This window comes from Aquitalea sp., assembly GCF_030150775.1.
In the GTDB taxonomy this organism is placed as follows: domain Bacteria; phylum Pseudomonadota; class Gammaproteobacteria; order Burkholderiales; family Chromobacteriaceae; genus Aquitalea; species Aquitalea denitrificans.
On sequence record NZ_JASLFG010000061.1, the window covers coordinates 48,497 to 65,001 of the forward strand.

The following is a 16,505-nucleotide window of genomic DNA, read 5'->3' on the forward strand; positions in this document are numbered from 1 at the left end:
GCCATGAACCAGTCACTGTTCAAGATTGCCTCGGCCCTGCTGTGCTATCCGGAGCCCGAGTTGCTGGCGGCGCTGGATGATATCCGCAGCGAACTGCAAGCCAGCCCCACGGCGGCCAGCATGCTGGAACCGCTGCTGGCCCAGCTGGAGGGCAGCGATCTGATCGCCCTGCAGGAAGGCTATGTGCAAACCTTTGACCGCAGCCCGGCGCACTCGCTGCACCTGTTCGAGCACATTCATGGCGAGGACCGCGCCCGCGGCCAGGCCATGGTGGACCTGATGGAGGAGTACAAGGCCCACGGTTTCGAGCCGGTGTGTGCCGAGTTGCCCGACTACGTGCCGCTGTTCCTGGAGTTCCTTTCGCAGTGCGAAGCGGAGGAGGGCAGCCGCCTGCTGGGTGATGCGGTACATGTGCTAGGCCATATCGCCGGTAAGCTGCGCGAGTCGTCCTCGCCCTATGTCGGGGTGCTGGATGTGCTGGTGTGGCTGTCGCCGGTGGCACCGGAGCCTTTGAGTGTGCCGCCGATCCGCGACATGGACGAACTGCTGGAAACCTTTGGCCCCGGTGCGGATGGCAGCGAGCCCTTGCTCAAGCCCGCCATGCCGGCCATTGCTCCGGTCAATTTCTACCCGTCGCGACCCGGCGCCTGAATCTGCCCGTTTCCGGCCCGCTCCGTGCGCTGTCATGGGCTGGCCGGAACAGCAAGGAGAGAGATATGGACTATCTGCATCAATTTGTTTTCGGGATTTATCCCTATATCGCGCTCAGCATCTTTTTGCTGGGCAGCCTGATGCGCTTTGAGCGCGAACAGTACAGCTGGAAGAGTGAATCCTCCCAGCTGGTGTATCGCGGTAATCTGCGGCTGGGCAACATCCTGTTCCACGTCGGGGTACTGGGCTTGTTCTTCGGCCATCTGGTGGGCCTGCTGACCCCCTTGAGCGTGTGGGAAGCACTGGGTGTCACCCATAGCTTCAAACAGGTATTCGCCATGACTGCCGGTGGCATCATGGGTTCGCTGGGCCTGGTCGGCCTGCTGATTCTGCTGCATCGCCGCCTGACTAGCGAACGTCTGGCTGCCAATACGACCTGGCGCGACAAGCTGGTACTGCTGTGGCTGCTGGCCACGCTGGTACTGGGCCTGTGCACCATCGCCGTGTCCGCCCAGCATCTGGATGGCCATGAAATGGTGCTGCTGATGACCTGGGCGCAGCATGTGGTGACCTTCCGTGGTGATGCTGCGCAGTACATCGTGGCCGCGTCCCCCGTCTTCAAACTGCACCTGTTCATGGGGATGAGTGTGTTCGTCATCTTCCCCTTCACCCGTCTGGTGCATGTATGGAGCGGCTTTGGCGCGCTGGCCTATCTGGGCCGCGCCTGGCAGCTGGTACGTCCGCGTGCCTGAGTTGTCTCGCGATTGATCAGCAAAGGCCCTGCGGGGCCTTTCTTATTTTGTGTCCGGCTCAACTGGCAGCGATTGCCGCACCATCTCCCAGAAACTTTCCACCAGTGGCCCGGCCACGCCGGGTGGGCGGATCAGGCCGATCTGCCAGACAGCAGCTTCTTCCCGTAGCAGAATGCTGCGCACCTGCTGGCCACCCAGGCTGGCCGAGGCCGGGATCAGTGCCCAGCCAAGACCGGCGGCCGCCAGTGCTATGGCGGCCGGAAAATCGCTGACCGGCAGGATGTCGCAGCAATCCAGTGCGCTGCTGGCCAGCAAGTACTGCACATGGTCGTGATAGGCGGGGGCGAGGTCGCGCCGGATGATGACCAAGGGCAGGCTGCCGAGGGAGTGCAAGTTGGTATCTGGCGGATAGTCCGGTGGCAGCACCGCCTGAAAGCAGTCCTGCACTACCGGCAGGCTGGGCCAGCCACTGGGGGCTGGCAGGCGGCAGAAGCCCAGGTCCAGCCGGCCTTCGCGCATGGCCTGCCACTGGTGATGGCTGGACAGATCGCTCAGGGTGATGCGTACCTGCGGGCGCTGTTGGCGAAAACGCGCAATCAGTCCCGGTAGCAGGGTGTGGGTGGAAGCGCCAAAGCCGATGCGCAGGCTGCCACTGCGCCCGGCCTGCAAATCTGCCGCCTGACGCAGCCAGGACAGGCTGTCATCCAGCAGCTGTGCGGCATCGGCCAGCAGCGCCCGGCCCAGCTCGGTCAGCCGGGTACGGTTGGCATTGCGTTCAAACAGCGGTGCGCCCACTTCGTCTTCCAGCCTCCGTATCTGTTTGCTGAGGGCGGACTGGGTAATGTGCAGCCGGCTGGCGGCCTGGCTGAAGTGCAGCAATTCGCCCAGCACGACAAAAGCCTTGAGATCGCGCAATTCCATCATTCCTCCGGGGACTGGTACTGGTGAAAATTTATCACTGGCTGGAATGATAACGCGGGCGCATGCTGCGGGCAGATCATTCTCTGCAGCAGGCCATGACATGCACCATCAACACACTTTGCCGTTCCCGGCTGACTTTCTGTGGGGGGCTGCCTCGGCGGCCTATCAGGTTGAGGGCGGCTGGAATGCCGACGGCAAGGGCCCGTCGGTATGGGATAGCTTCAGCCGCGAAGCGGGGCGTACTTTTCAGGGCAGCAATGGCGATGTGGCGGTAGATCACTACCATCGCTATCCGGAAGACATCGCCCTGATGGCGGAAATGGGCCTTACCGCCTACCGTTTTTCCGTCAGCTGGCCGCGTATTTTCCCCAGCGGACGCGGTGCGCCAAACGAGGCCGGGCTGGCCTTTTACGACAGGCTGATCGACAGCCTGCTTGCTCATGGCATCGAGCCGGTGCTCACCCTGTATCACTGGGACCTGCCGCAAGCCTTGCAGGATGAATACGGTGGCTGGGAGGATAGGCGCATCATTGCGGACTTCACCCACTACTGCACCGCCCTGTACCAGCGCTTTGGCGGCAAGGTGAAATACTGGGTGTCGCTGAACGAGCAAAACTACAACCTGAGCAATGCCTATCTGTTGGGCACCCACCCGCCGGCCGTGCAGGACCGCAAGCGTTTTTACACTGCCAACCATCATGCTTTCCTGGCCAATGCCAGCGCCATTGCCGCCTTCCGCCAGTGGGTGCCGCAGGGGCTGATCGGCCCCAGCTTTGCCTATTCCCCGGCCTATGCCGCCAGTAGCAGTCCAGAGGACATGCTGGCTTTTGAAAATGCCGAGGAATTCACCAATCTGTGGTGGCTGGATACCTATTGTCTGGGACGCTACCCGGCAGCGGCGCTGCACTGGCTGGCCGCACGTGGCGAGGCACCGGACATCCAGCCCGGCGATGAGGACATGTTGCGACGCGGCCTGCCTGACTTCATCGGCGTCAACTACTACCAGACCCATTGCTATACCGTTAACCCGGCCGATGGCGTGGGCCTGCAGCGTATCAATACCACCGGTCAGAAAGGTAGCACCCCGGCCAGTGGCGTACCCGGCCTGTACAAGACCCAGGCCAATCCGCATCTGCCCACCAGCAACTGGGACTGGGCCATCGACCCTACTGGCCTGCGCATCGGTCTGCGCCGGCTGACATCACGTTATGCCTTGCCGCTGTTGATTACCGAAAACGGGCTGGGCGAGTTCGACCAGCTGACGGCAGATGGTCGTGTGCATGACGACTACCGTATCGACTACCTGCGCAGCCACCTGGCGGCCTGCCAGCAGGCCATTACGGATGGAGTCAAGCTGCTGGGCTATTGCGCCTGGTCCTTCACCGACATCCTTAGCTGGCTGAACGGCTACCAGAAGCGCTACGGCTTTGTGTATGTGGATCGCGACGAGCAGGATTGCCGCAGCCTGCAGCGCATCCGCAAGGACAGCTTCTACTGGTATCAGCGGGTGATTGCCAGCGGCGGTACCTGCCTGGACTGATTGACCAGCCGGGGAGAGTTTGACCGCAATCTGCAAGGTGCCAGCCGCCGGCATCTGCGCGATAATCCTGTTCTAGTGGCCAGTCGGGCCGCAGGAGCGGGGCATACATGCAGCAGGTGGTGGAACACGGCTTTGTGCTGGATTTACCAGCGGACTATCACGCCGCCACGGCGCTGGCCTATCATGGCCGCGACCCGGCTGGCCCGGCCGAATGGCAGCAGGGGCTCCAATTGCGCAAGGGCCTGCTGCTGCAGGGCTGCGCCCTTGAGCTGCAACTAAGCTTTAGTGCCGCATCCTTGCTGGTGTGGGTTCGTGGCGCAGCCAGCCATGACTGGTCGACCTTGCTGCCCGTGGTGCAGCAGGCCGTGTTGCGCATGGCCGGGCTGGATGGCCAGCGCGAAGCCTGGTTGCAACTGAGTCGCCAGCAGCCGGATGCCGCCCGCTTGCTGGGTAACAAACCCGCCTTGTGGCTGCCACTGACGGCAGAACCCTTCGAAGCACTGTGCTGGGCCATCATCGGCCAGCAAATCAATCTGTCCTTTGCCACCGCCTTGCGGCGCAGCCTGATACAACTGGCCGGGGTGGCGATTGCCGGCAGCACGCTGCTGGCCCATCCCGGCCCGGCCCAGGTGGCCGCTCTGTCGGCAGAACAACTGACTGCACAGCGCTTTTCCCGCTCCAAGGCGGCGTATTTGCTGGGGGCCGCCCAAGCGGTGCTGGACGGCCACCTGCCACTGGATGATATGTCCAGCCAGGATGCGGCCGAGGCCGAAAACCGATTGCTGGCCCTGCATGGCGTGGGGCCGTGGACCGCACGTTATGTGATGCTGCGCGGCCTGGGTTTTGCCGACAGCGCGCCGATTGGCGACAGTGGCCTCGCCACCGCCTTGCAGCGCTTTTACGCCTTGCCAGCCCGGCCCGATGCCAGCCAGACCGAACAGCTGATGCAAGTCTTTTCCCCCTGTCGCAGCCTGGCCACCCTGCATTTGTGGGCCAGCCTGACGGAGAACGCATGAAACCCGTGATACCCGATCTGTTCAGCCCGCATGGCCCGACAGCAGCAACTACCTCTGCTGCATCTGCCATACCCGCGGCACCATTATTTGCCCAGGGTGGTTTGTGGGATGCCGCCGGTGCCACCGCGCCAGGTAGTACGGTGCCGGCGGATACGGAGGGCGACATGACGGCCTCCTTGAGCGTGCCACCGCATGCTGCTTGCCACGGCGTGGTGGATACCCGTTTTGGCCCGGCCATGGTGTGGCTGGATTTGCAGGGCCGCTTGCTGCGGCTGGATTTTCATCTGGAGCAGGAAATGGAGCGGGCGGTGTTGTCCGGCAGTCGGCGCGACGATGCCGCGGTAGCGGCGGTGGCGCGCCAGTTGCATGAATACCAGCGTGGCGAGCGGCGCAGTTTTGATATCCCGCTGGCGGCGCATGGCACGGATTTCCAGCAGCAGGTATGGGCGGCCTTGTGCCAGATACCGTATGGCCAGACCATGAGTTATGGCGAACTGGCACTGGCGCTGGGCAAACCCGGTGCCGCGCGGGCGGTGGGCCGCGCCAATGCCACCAATCCGATTGCGCTGATCGTGCCTTGCCACCGGGTGCTGGGGGCGGATGGCAGCCTCACCGGCTATGCCGGCGGCTTGCCGCTGAAGGCGGCCTTGCTGCGTTTTGAACAGGAAAACACCGTGCCCGGCCTGTTTGCTGGCTGAGGCACCGCCTTACAGCAAGGGGCCCAGCATGGCGACGGCATTGTTCCACAGCCGTCGCCACAGCGGCCAGGCCGCCACGCTGTCCGGACCAACCAGGCTGCAGTGCTGTAAGTATTGTTGCTGCCGCTGGCGCAACGCGGCGGTCAATTCCCGGTCGTGGCACAGCAGATTGTTTTCGTAGTTCAGCTCGAAACTGCGCCGGTCCAGATTGGCCGAGCCAATCAGGCAGATGTCCTCATCCACCGTCAGCAGCTTGCTGTGCAGCAAGCCGCCATGATATTCGGCAATCACCACTCCGGCAGCCAGCAGCTCGGCGTAGTAGCTGCGGCTGGCGGCGCTCACCACCAGCGAATCATTGCGGGCTGGCAGTTGCAAGGTGGTGGCCACCCCGCGCTGGGCCGCAGCGCACAGTGCCGATTGCAAGGCCTCGTCCGGCACATAGTAGGGGGTGGTGATGGTCAGGCTGTGCCGGGCACTGTACATCAGTGCCACGAACAGTTCCGGCATGGCCGAGTGGCGTGCAGTGGGGCCGGTGCCAATGGTCTGAGCCAGCACGCCGCAGGCAGGGCCGCCTTGCGGCGGTTCCGGTGTCGCCGTCAGCAGCGGCAGCAGGTCTTCGCGGGTGGCCAGCATCCAGTCGGTGGCAAACAGCCGCTGCATCTGCTGTACCACCGTGCCTTCCACCCTTATCACCGCATCCACCCACGGCGCAAAGCGCGGCTTGATGCGAAATTCCGGGTCGGCACAGTTCTGGCTGCCGCAGTAGCCGGTGTAGTGGTCGATCACTACGATCTTACGGTGATTGCGCAGGTCTATCCGGCCACTGAAAGGGCGCAGCAGCGGGTTTCCCACCGGTAGGGCCGCTGCCAGTTGCACACCGGCTGCCTGCATCTGCTGCCACAAGGGTGAGCGCAACAACAAGCGCGAACCCACATCATCCACCAATACCCGACAACTCACGCCACGCTGCGCGGCGCGCATGACCGCCTGGGCAACCCGGCTGCCGTTGTTATCCGGCAGCCAGATATAAAACAGCAGGTGCACATGGCTCTGTGCGGCATCAATGTCCGCCACCAGGCGGTCGATGGTGGCATTGCTGTCCGCCAGCAGTTCCGCCCGGTTGCCGCCGCAGGGGGCAAAGCCGCTGATGGACTGGCCAACGCGAAACAGTTGGGCTGGCGTAGCCGGCAGGGCCGTTATGGGGGCGGTTGGTGGCAGAGCCGGCAGAGGAGGGAGCTGCTGCTGGATGCGCGCCAGCCTGGCCATGCGACGGTGGCCTATGCTGACTTCACCCAGCAGCAGATAAGCCAGCATGCCGATGACCGGCATGGTAGCCACCACCACGGTCCAGGCCACCCTGGCGGCCGGGTCGCGGTAAGGGCGTAGCAGGACGCGCATGATCAGCAGCAACTGCAGGCTGACATGCAGCAGAATAATCAGAGTGGTGGTGGCAGGCATGCGTCACATCATGCCAGAGCCGGCCTGGCTGCGTCCAAACCGTGTGGCCGCCTGCATTGACGCCATCGGACGTGCTGCACACAATGGCAAGCAGCTAAGCGAAGGAGCGGTAGATGGAGGCAGCAAAAGGCAAGGGCAGACAGGTTGTGGTGGGCGGGCATGTGATCCATGTACACCAACTGCCACTGAAGCTGGCCAACGATATCTACCATGTGGCCATGACCATGAGCTGGCCGCAGTTTTACGTGGCCATTGCCGCCCTGTTTTTTGTGCTCAACATGCTGTTTGCCAGCCTGTACCAGTTGGGCGAGGGCAGTATTGCCAACCAGTTTCCCCGCGATTTCTGGGGTGCGTTTTTCTTCAGTGTGGAAACCCTGGCCACGGTGGGTTATGGCGACATGCACCCGCAAACGGTGTACGCACACATCATCAGCATGCTGGAAATCTTCATCGGCATGATGAGCCTGGCGCTGGTGACCGGTGTCACCTTTGCCCGCTTTTCCCTGCCGCGTTCGCGCATCGTGTTTTCCCGTCACCCGGTAATCCGCCCCATGGATGGCAGGCAGGTGCTGATGTTGCGCGCTGCCAATGCGCGACAGAACGTGATTGTGGATGCCCAAGCGCAGCTGCACATGCTGCTCAATACCGTCAGCAGCGAAGGTACACCGCTCAGGCGGCTGCACGACCTGAAGCTGCAGCGGCAGCACCATCCCATGTTTGTGCTTAGCTGGACGCTGATGCATGTCATCGACGAGCACAGCCCGCTGTATGGCCGCAGCGCTGAAGAGCTGGCGCAATTGCGTGCCGGCTTCATTCTGTCGATTGGCGGCAGTGACGAAGTCACCCGCCAGAGCATGGCGGCACGCCACCTGTTTCAGCACGATGACATCCGCTGGAACCACCAGTACCAGGACCTGCTGTATACCGACGAGAACGGCGAAGACCATGTCGACTTCGGCCTGCTGCACGCCATTGTCCCCATGCCTGACAGCCAAACCCCCGGTAGCCAACCTGGCGGCTGAGCTACTGCTGCTTCCTTCCGCTACAATGACCCGGCCTGTCGCTCAGGACCAGCCGGCCTCGATGCCGGCTGCCAATAACAGTGGCGGCCCACCGGGCCAGCTGCATCAGGATGTGAAGGAAAAATCATGGCGGGAGCCAGCCTGTTAACCTTGCTTGACGATATTGCTACCGTGCTGGATGACGTGGCGGCCATGACCAAAGTGGCCGCACGCAAGACTGCCGGTGTATTGGGGGATGACCTGGCGCTGAATGCGCAGCAGGTGGCCGGGGTGCGTGCCGAACGCGAACTACCGGTGGTATGGGCGGTGGCACGTGGCTCGCTGCGCAACAAGGCCATTCTGGTACCGCTGGCATTGGCGCTCAGCGCCTTTGCGCCCTGGGCGGTGATGCCCTTGCTGATGCTGGGTGGGGTATATCTGTGCCTGGAAGGCATGGAAAAGCTGGCGCATCCCTTGCTGCATGGCAAGGAAGAAGACGCCGCCCATGAGGACGAGCTGGAAGCCATGCTGACCGACCCGGCCATCGATCCACTGGCGATTGAGGCCGAAAAGGTAAAGGGTGCCATCCGTACCGATTTTGTCCTGTCGGCGGAAATAATTGCCATCACGCTGGGTACGGTGGCCAGTGCTGCATTTACGTCGCAGCTGGTGGTGCTGGTAGGTGTGGCATTGATCATGACCGTGGGGGTATACGGTTTTGTCGGCCTGCTGGTGAAGCTGGATGATATCGGTTTATACCTGTTGCGCCAGGGGGGCCAGCTGCGCAGCCTGATCGGCCGTGGCCTGATCCATGGCATGCCCTGGCTGATGAAGGCACTGGCGGTGATTGGCACCGTGGCCATGTTCATGGTGGGCGGCGGCATCATCAGCCATGGCTGGCCGGCGCTGCATCATGCCATCGAGGGTGTGGTGCATCCGCTATCGCATCTTCCCGGCATTGGTGCGGTATCCCGCCTGCTGCTGCCAGCCATTCTGGATGTGCTGGTGGGCATGCTGGCCGGTACGCTGGCATTGAGCGCACTGCTGGGCTGGCAGCGCCTGCGCCGCTGACTCAGCTGCGCGTGTGCGGCAACGGCAGTTTGCTGGTGTGCTTGATGGCGTCCAGGATGATGGTGGACTTCACACTGCGCACCAGCGACAGCTGCATCAGCCGGTTCATCACGAAGCGCGACAAGGAGGGCAGGTCCTCCACCACGATGCGCAGCAGATAGTCGGCCTCGCCGGCGGTGGCATAACATTCCAGTACTTCCGGCAGCGCATCGATGGCCTGGGCGAATTCGCGTAGCGAACTCTCGCTGTGGCGTTCCAGGCTGACATGGGCAAAGGCCATCACCGACAGGCCGATTTTTTCCGGCAGGATGTTCACCTGATAACCCTGTACCACACCGTTTTCTTCCATGCGCTGCAGGCGGCGGCCAATCTGTGAGGCTGACAGGGCAATCTGCTGGGCCAGCTTCTGATGGGTGCTGCGCGCATCCTGCTGCAAGGCCAGCAAAATCTGCCAGTCAAAACGATCCAGTTCCATTTGTGCAGTTTCTCCGCGTGGTTTGATTGTTTTATGCGGGAAGTATGCAAAAAATCAGCAATAATGGCAAAACTTGCGGACCTGCCGCACGCGGCAGCTTCTACACTGAAAGCATCCCCACCTACCGGATGTGCCGCCATGAACGAGCGCAGCAATTTCGTCGTCCCCGACATCACCACCCGCAAGAACCAGGGCCTGGGCCATGATGCGATCGACTACACCCTGGCACAGCCGCTGCAACGCTATAGCGCAGAAGACCACGCCACCTGGGCCACGCTGTACCAGCGCCAGAGTGCAATGTTGCCTGGCCGCGCCTGTGATGAATTCATGCAGGGCCTGCAGCAGCTGGAAGTGGACGCCGACCGGGTGCCAGACTTCGAACGCCTCAACCACAAGCTGCTGGCTGCTACCGGTTGGCGCCTCGTGGCGGTACCGGGCCTGATTCCGGATGATGTGTTTTTCGAGCATCTGGCCAATCGCCGTTTTCCGGTGACCTGGTGGTTGCGCGAACCGCATCAGCTGGATTACCTGCAGGAGCCGGACGTGTTTCATGACCTGTTCGGCCATGTTCCACTGTTGATGAACCCGGTATTTGCCGATTACCTGCAGGCCTATGGCCAGGGCGGGATGAAGGCGAAGGATCTGGGTTTTCTGCCGGTGCTGGCCCGACTGTATTGGTACACGGTGGAATTCGGCCTGATCAACACACCCGAGGGCATGCGTATCTACGGTGCCGGCATCGTGTCCAGCAAGTCCGAGTCGCTGTACTGCCTGGATAGCGATAGTCCCAACCGTGTCGGCTTTGATCTGCAAAGGTTGATGCGCACCCGCTATCGCATCGACACCTTCCAGAAAACCTACTTTGTCATCGACAGTTTCCAGCAGCTGTTCGATGCCACCGCGGTGGACTTCAGCCCCATCTATCAGTCTTTGCAGGCCATGCCGGTGCTGGGAGCGGGTGATATCGATGCTGCCGACCAGGTGTTCCATGCCGGCAGTCGCGAAGGCTGGGCGGAAACCGACGATCTCTGACACACGCGTTGCGTGCATGACAAAGGCCAGCGCCATCAGTGGCAGCTGGCCTTTGTCTTGTGTGGTTCTGCTCCTGACTCAGGGTGCGGCTTCCACCCGGTTGCGGCCGGTGCGTTTGGCCTGGTACAAGGCCTGGTCCGCCGCTTTGATCAGTGCTTCCACTGTACCGTGGGCAGTGGATTTTTCTGCCACGCCAATGCTGACAGTCAGGCTCAATGCCAGCCCGGAAGCCACCATATTACGGCTGGCCAGCGTGGAGCGGATGCGTTCTGCCACCTGTATGGCGGTGGCCAGCCGGGTATCCGGCAGGATGATGAGGAATTCCTCGCCACCAAAGCGGCAGATGATGTCGGTACGACGGCAGAACAGCCGCAGGATGCCGGCAAACTGCTGCAGGATGGTGTCGCCCACATCGTGGCCGTGCTCGTCATTCACCACCTTGAAGTGATCGATATCCAGCATCAGCGCAGAAAGAGGCTGCTGGCTGAGCTTGGCTTCGTCCCAGATCTGCGGCAGGTAGCGCATGGCATAGCGACGGTTGTACAGGCCGGTGAGGCCGTCGGTCTGGGCGGCCTCCTGTGCCAGCTGGTTGTCGATGGACAATTCTTCCAGATGGCGGCGCAGCAAGGCTTGTTCCTGGCGCAGGCTGCGCTGCTCCTGGATGATGCGCTGTCCGGCCTTGAGCCTGGCCTGCAGGATGCGCGGCGGTATCGGCTTGCTGATGAAGTCGTCGGCACCGCTGCTGAATACGGCGGCCAGATTGTCTTCATCATCCATGATGGTCAGCACGATGATGTAAAGCTGGCGTCCTTCGGGAATGGCGCGCAGGCGGCGGATCAGCTGCAGGCCATCGACCTCGGGCATGGCCAGGTCGGTAATCACCAGTTGCGGCTGTTTTTCCAGTACCAGTTCAAAGGCTTCCTGGCCGTTGGCGGCCACGTCAACCTGATGGCCCAGAATCTGCAGCAGGCGCTGCAGCATCATGCGCTGGCTGGCTTCGTCTTCCACCACCAGAATGTGCAGGGCTTCCTGTTCCTCTTCCGGCTCGGGCGGGCGCGGGGCGATCTGCTGGCGACGTTCCAGCAGGGAGAACGACTCCTGCTGCGGCGTGGGAATGGACAGCTGGGCATTCCATTCCCGCCATTCGCGCAGTACTTCGTCGCACAGGCGCGGGAAGTGGCTGGGGTCAACCTCCAGCCGGCTGGCCTGCTTTTTCAGTTCTTCATAGCCGTGGATGCGGGCTTCGCCGGCAAGAAAGCACAGATCAGCCAGACGCGTGGCCAGATGCAGACACAGGCACAGCCGTGCTGCGCGTGAGCTGTCTGCGTTGCTGGGCAGGAATGGGTCTTCGTGTAGTCTGACGGCATCGCAGAACATGGCCGGCAAGCCCCAGTCACGCAGCAAGGCGGTGGCGATGTCCAGGTGGTGGTAGCCAAAGCGCGCTTCTTCGTGCCGGGCCAGGCCTTGTGCATAGGGGCCACCCTGTTCCGCAATCAGCGCGCCATAGGCTTCCGGGTGCAGCGTGGCCATGGCCAGTTGGCCAATGGAAGACAGCATGCCGATGGTGAACAGCTCGCCGGGCGGGGCAATGCGCAGCTGGCTGCCCAGCAGTTGCATGGAGGCACCACAGGCCAGGGCGCGCGACCAGTGGAAATCGTAGTCGAATTCCCGGCACTGGCCACGGCGGTGTTCGGCTACCAGGGCAAAGGTGAGGGCAACCTGATGCACGGCATTCAGTCCGATGGACATCAGCACGTCCGGCGTGAGTGCCACGGCGGGGCGGCTGCGTACAAAGGAGGCCGAGTTGGCCAGCTTGAGCAGGCGGCCAATCATGACCGGGTCGGTGTTCAGTACCGCAATCAGCTCGGGCAGCGGCACATTGTTGTGCTCGCTCAGCTGCATGATTTTCAGCACCGTTCCCTTGGGCGAGGGCAGGTTGCCGCTGATTTTCAGTTCATTAAAGGTAGCAGCTTCAAGCATGTGGCGCTCCCGGTGGCTGGTGCGTCTGGCTGGCTGCCTCGTGTTCGTCGGCGTATTGCTGGCGGATGATCATGACGTCGGGCCACTGGGCAATGAGGGCATCGACACAGGCCGGGTCGAAGTGCATGCCCTTGTGGCTTTCCAGGTAGTGCCTGGCCTTTTCCAGCGGCCAGGCTTGTTTATAGGGGCGTGAGGAAGTTAAGGCATCGAAGACGTCGGCGACCGCCACGATGCGGCCCCACAGTGGAATGTCCGTGCCTGAGAGTCCTTGCGGGTAGCCGGTGCCATCAAATTTTTCATGATGGCTCAGTGCCACCACGGCAGCGCATTGCAGCAGCGGGGAGACCGAGCCGTTGAGTATTTCATGGCCAAACAGCGGATGCTGGCGCATGACCGCCATTTCCATCTCGGTGAGCTTGCCCGGCTTGAGCAGGATGGCATCCGGAATGCCAACCTTGCCGATATCGTGCATGGGGGCGGCTTCCTGCAGCATTTCCTGTTCTTGTTGCGGCAGGCCCAGCTGGCGGGCAATCAGGCGGGTATAGCCAGACATGCGCAGCAGGTGGGCACCGGTTTCCGGATCGCGGTATTCGGCCGCCCGCGACAGGCGCAGGATGGCTTCCTTTTCGCGGGCGCGGATTTCCGCCGTGGCCAGCTTCACTTCCTCCATCAGCCAGGCGGCACGGTTGGCCAGTTGCTGGCTGCTTTTGCGCAGCGCCAACAGATTGCGCACCCGCACCGTCAGCTCTACCTTGTCCACCGGTTTGGTCAGGAAGTCGCGCGCGCCCTGCTGCAAGGCCAGGTGGCGTACATCACGCTCGGTATCGGCGGTAACCATCACAACCGGTACCTCTTGCCGGTGCGGCAGGGCGAAAAAACGGCGCATGAATTCCAGGCCGTCCATCTCCGGCATCATGTAGTCCAGCAGGATCAGGTCCGGTTCGAACTGGGTACACCAGGCCAGCGCCTGCTGCGGGTCGGCAAAGGTATCCACGGTGACGCCATCCAGCCGTTGCAGGATGTGGCGCAGCAGCAGCAGGTTGGTGTCGTTGTCGTCCACCACGATGACATGAGACATTGCTCAGTCCTTTCCATAAGCGGCAATGAAGGCCAGCAGGGCATCCATTTCGCTTTCAATCTGTACTGCGATGCTGCGAATTGTTTCCAGATTGTTGTCTACTGCTGCGGCATGTAACTGTCCGGCAAGTGCCGCCAATACATCGGCTCCTACATTGGCAGCACTGCCCTTGAGCTCATGTGCCAGTTGGCGCAGTCCCTGGCCGCCTTGCTGGATGTCCAGCCGCAGGCGTTCCCGCCAGCGCAGCAGGGAGTCACGGAAGATATCCAGCATTTCGGCGATGCCGACCGGATCATCACCCAGGAATTCGGTAAGGCGCTGTACGGTGAAGCTGCTCGGCGGACTGACGGCGCTGGTGGCAGGCGGCGCGGCAGTTTCCGGATGCAGTGGCAGCCATTGCTGCAGCAGGGCCTTGAGTCTGGCGTATTCGATGGGTTTGGCCAGATAGTCGTCCATGCCGGCGGCGATGCACAGTTCGCGATCCCCTTCCATGGCATTGGCCGTCATGGCGATGATGGGCAGGTGCTGGCCTTGCGCAGCTTCGCTTTCCTGACGACGCAGGATGCGGGTGGCCGCATAGCCATCCAAGTGCGGCATCTGGCAATCCATCAGGATGGCATCGTAATGCTGTTGTTCCAGCGCCTGCAGCACTTCGCCGCCATGGCTGACCACATCTACCCGGTAGCCCAGCTTGTGCAGCATGCTGGCTGCAACGCGCTGGTTGACCGGATTGTCCTCGGCCAGCAGCAGCCGGTAATGATAATGCTGGTGCGGGACGGGATTGGTCGGTGCCATGGTGTCGGCTTGCGGGGTATGCAGGCGGATATTGCCCGGTGTCCATTGCACGGTCAGCGCATCCAGCAGGGTGGATTGCTTCATCGGCTTGTGCAGTACGGCAATGCCTTGTTGCAACAGGCTGGTCTTACGGTTGCCATCCTGCTCGTGCAGACAGACCACCATGGGAATGCCTTCCACTCCCAGTGTCTGCACCGCCTGTTCCAAGGTGGCATCCGACAGCGGCTCCACCAGTAACAGTACATCCGGGGTACTGTCGGCAGCAGCCAGCTGGCGCAGGGTTTCCAGCAACTGGGCCAGGCTGCCGGCACAGTGATGGGGCAGGGCCCAGCTATCCAGGTAATGGCTCCACAACTGCTGGTTATTGCTGCTGTCGCCGGCCAGCAATACCAGGTGCTGGCTGGGGGGCGTGCTGCTCTGCAGGCAGTAGTCATGACCGGTTGCCTGCAGCGGCAGGGTGATCCAGAACTCCGAGCCGACTTCGGGCGTGCTTTGTACGCCAATGCTGCCGCCCATGGCTTCGGCCAGACGTTTGCAGATGGCCAGCCCCAGTCCGGTTCCGCCATATTTGCGCGTGGTGGAGCTGTCTGCTTGCGAGAAGGGCTGGAACAGCCGGCTGCGGGCCTGGTCGGACAGGCCGATGCCGGAGTCCTTGACGCACAGGCGCAACATGGTCTGCTCGTCCCGTCCCTGTTCCAGTGTGGCGGAAACCAGCACCATGCCATGCTCGGTAAATTTGATGGCATTGGACAGCAGGTTCAGCAGGATCTGACGCAGGCGGGTAGGGTCGCCCAGCAGGCTGTCCGGCACCTCGGGCGTGGCGAAGCTGGCCAGTGTCAGCCCCTTGCTGTGTGCCTTGTTGGCCACGATGTCCACCGTGCCTTCCAGCAACTGGCGCAAGGAAAAGTCGATGTTTTCGATTTCCAGCCCGTCCGCTTCGATCTTGGAGAAGTCCAGGATGTCGTTGATGATGGACAGCAGGGTGTCGGCCGACATCTTGATGGTGCGGGCAAAATCGGATTGCTCGGCATCCAGCGGCGTATCCATCAGCAGGTCTATCATGCCGATCACCCCATTGAGCGGGGTGCGGATTTCATGGCTCATGGTGGCCAGGAATTCACTCTTGGCCCGCGCCGCGGCTTCGGCGGCACGCGTGGCCTGCAGCATTTGCTGCTCGCGCTGGCGGATGGCGCTGATGTCGGCAAAAGTGGTGACGCTGCCAACCAGTTGTCCCTGCAGCAGCAGCGGGGTATTGCTGACGCGCACTTCCACCGCCCGCCCATCCTTGCTGAAAAACAATTCCTCACTGGAACGGTATATGTCCTTGCGCTGCAATGCCTGATAGAGGGGGCAGTCTTCCAGCTCCAGAATGCTGCCGTCGGCACGGTGATGGTGAATGCAATCATGCACCTTCTGGCCGTGCAGCTCGGTAAAACGCCAGCCCAGGATGCGTTCGGCTTCCTGGTTCATGTAGGTCAGACAGCCCTGCATGTCCATGGCAATGATGCCGTCGTCCATATTGTCCAGCAGGGTGGAGAGCCACAGTTCCTGTTTCTTCTGCTGGGTGACATCGCGCAGCACCACTCGCAGGCGGTCTTTACCTGCCGCTGGTGGCAGGCTGCAGAAGCTGGCTTGCAAGGACAGTGCCTGGCCGACGCGGTCGGTCATCACCAGTTCGGTGGCCTGGGCCTGCTCACCTTGCAGCACGCGCTGGCATTGCGCCCGGAATGCAGCCTGGCTGTCGCTTGCCAGCAACTGGTATACGTTTAGATCGCCAAGTTCTGCCTGGTTATAGCCCAGCGCCTGTTGCCAGCGGATGCTGGCGTACAGTATCCGTCCGTCTGCGGTGCAGTCTTGTACCAAGTCTCCCTGTTGCTCCAGTTGTTGCAGCAAGGCGTCATGCCAAGGCGTGCTGCTGCCCGCGAAGGCAGCCGTGCTGGTGTGCGACACGGGAAGGGACTGCTGTTGTTGTTCTTGCACGTTCAACTGTGTTCCACCGGCTATGTCTTGGGAAAGGGCGCTCATCGCATATTGTGC

14 protein-coding genes are annotated in these 16,505 nt (G+C 62.0%); 8 read left to right on the plus strand and 6 right to left on the minus strand.

What is annotated here, in order from left to right:
• Positions 1 to 3 precede the first annotated feature (3 nt).
• Positions 4 to 651 (plus strand): nitrate reductase molybdenum cofactor assembly chaperone, encoded by a 648-nt coding sequence (narJ, locus tag QVF59_RS20475; protein ID WP_287882363.1) that lies wholly within the window; start codon positions 4 to 6, stop codon positions 649 to 651.
• Positions 652 to 716: 65 nt separating this feature from the next.
• Positions 717 to 1,403: a respiratory nitrate reductase subunit gamma gene (gene narI, locus QVF59_RS20480; protein WP_287882365.1), complete on the plus strand. Its 687-nt coding sequence runs from the start codon at positions 717 to 719 to the stop codon at positions 1,401 to 1,403.
• Between the two features lie 42 nt (positions 1,404 to 1,445).
• Here the strand turns inward: narI and QVF59_RS20485 are convergent, their stop codons facing one another.
• The gene (locus QVF59_RS20485; RefSeq protein WP_287882367.1) at positions 1,446 to 2,324 is read right to left on the minus strand and encodes a LysR family transcriptional regulator; all 879 of its coding nucleotides are present in this window, start codon (positions 2,322 to 2,324) and stop codon (positions 1,446 to 1,448) included.
• A gap of 100 nt (positions 2,325 to 2,424) precedes the next feature.
• On the opposite strand from QVF59_RS20485, the gene QVF59_RS20490 reads away from it, so the two are divergent.
• From QVF59_RS20490 to QVF59_RS20500, 3 genes are all read left to right on the plus strand, one after another.
• The gene (locus tag QVF59_RS20490; RefSeq protein ID WP_287882369.1) at positions 2,425 to 3,864 is read left to right on the plus strand and encodes a glycoside hydrolase family 1 protein; all 1,440 of its coding nucleotides are present in this window, start codon (positions 2,425 to 2,427) and stop codon (positions 3,862 to 3,864) included.
• 107 nt (positions 3,865 to 3,971) lie between these two features.
• Positions 3,972 to 4,880, plus strand: coding sequence for a DNA-3-methyladenine glycosylase family protein (locus QVF59_RS20495; protein WP_287882370.1), 909 nt, complete (start codon positions 3,972 to 3,974; stop codon positions 4,878 to 4,880).
• Entirely contained in the window at positions 4,877 to 5,578 is a 702-nt protein-coding gene (locus QVF59_RS20500; protein ID WP_287882371.1) for a methylated-DNA--[protein]-cysteine S-methyltransferase, read from the plus strand. The genes QVF59_RS20495 and QVF59_RS20500 overlap by 4 nt, the downstream gene beginning before the upstream one ends.
• A 9-nt stretch (positions 5,579 to 5,587) precedes the next feature.
• Here the strand turns inward: QVF59_RS20500 and cls are convergent, their stop codons facing one another.
• Positions 5,588 to 7,036 carry a cardiolipin synthase gene (gene cls, locus QVF59_RS20505; protein ID WP_287882373.1) on the minus strand — a complete coding sequence of 483 codons (1,449 nt, stop codon included), beginning with the start codon at positions 7,034 to 7,036 and terminating at the stop codon, positions 5,588 to 5,590.
• A gap of 113 nt (positions 7,037 to 7,149) precedes the next feature.
• Here cls and QVF59_RS20510 point away from each other — a divergent pair, with 113 nt between their 5' ends.
• Both QVF59_RS20510 and QVF59_RS20515 read left to right on the plus strand, forming a co-directional pair.
• On the plus strand, positions 7,150 to 8,058 hold the full coding sequence (locus QVF59_RS20510; protein ID WP_287882375.1) for an ion channel: 909 nt from the start codon (positions 7,150 to 7,152) through the stop codon (positions 8,056 to 8,058).
• A 126-nt stretch (positions 8,059 to 8,184) separates the two neighbouring features.
• Positions 8,185 to 9,108, plus strand: a complete 924-nt coding sequence (locus QVF59_RS20515; RefSeq protein ID WP_159875474.1) for a DUF808 domain-containing protein — start codon at positions 8,185 to 8,187, stop codon at positions 9,106 to 9,108.
• Position 9,109: 1 nt separating this feature from the next.
• Here the strand turns inward: QVF59_RS20515 and QVF59_RS20520 are convergent, their stop codons facing one another.
• Positions 9,110 to 9,583: an Lrp/AsnC family transcriptional regulator gene (locus QVF59_RS20520; RefSeq protein WP_287882377.1), complete on the minus strand. Its 474-nt coding sequence runs from the start codon at positions 9,581 to 9,583 to the stop codon at positions 9,110 to 9,112.
• Positions 9,584 to 9,721: 138 nt separating this feature from the next.
• Between QVF59_RS20520 and phhA the strand changes: the two genes are divergently transcribed.
• A complete protein-coding gene (gene phhA, locus QVF59_RS20525; protein ID WP_287882378.1) occupies positions 9,722 to 10,615 on the plus strand; it encodes a phenylalanine 4-monooxygenase in 894 nt (297 codons plus the stop codon).
• A 78-nt stretch (positions 10,616 to 10,693) separates the two neighbouring features.
• Here phhA and QVF59_RS20530 read toward each other — a convergent pair whose 3' ends face one another.
• The 3 genes from QVF59_RS20530 to QVF59_RS20540 are packed head-to-tail and all read right to left on the minus strand — an operon-like array spanning position 10,694 to position 16,418.
• The gene (locus QVF59_RS20530) at positions 10,694 to 12,595 is read right to left on the minus strand and encodes a diguanylate cyclase (RefSeq protein ID WP_159875477.1); all 1,902 of its coding nucleotides are present in this window, start codon (positions 12,593 to 12,595) and stop codon (positions 10,694 to 10,696) included.
• Positions 12,588 to 13,673 (minus strand): HD domain-containing phosphohydrolase, encoded by a 1,086-nt coding sequence (locus tag QVF59_RS20535; RefSeq protein WP_159875478.1) that lies wholly within the window; start codon positions 13,671 to 13,673, stop codon positions 12,588 to 12,590. Before QVF59_RS20535 ends, QVF59_RS20530 begins: the two co-directional genes overlap by 8 nt.
• Positions 13,674 to 13,676: 3 nt before the next feature.
• Positions 13,677 to 16,418 carry a hybrid sensor histidine kinase/response regulator gene (locus tag QVF59_RS20540; protein ID WP_287882381.1) on the minus strand — a complete coding sequence of 914 codons (2,742 nt, stop codon included), beginning with the start codon at positions 16,416 to 16,418 and terminating at the stop codon, positions 13,677 to 13,679.
• Between the last annotated feature and the right edge of the window lie 87 nt (positions 16,419 to 16,505).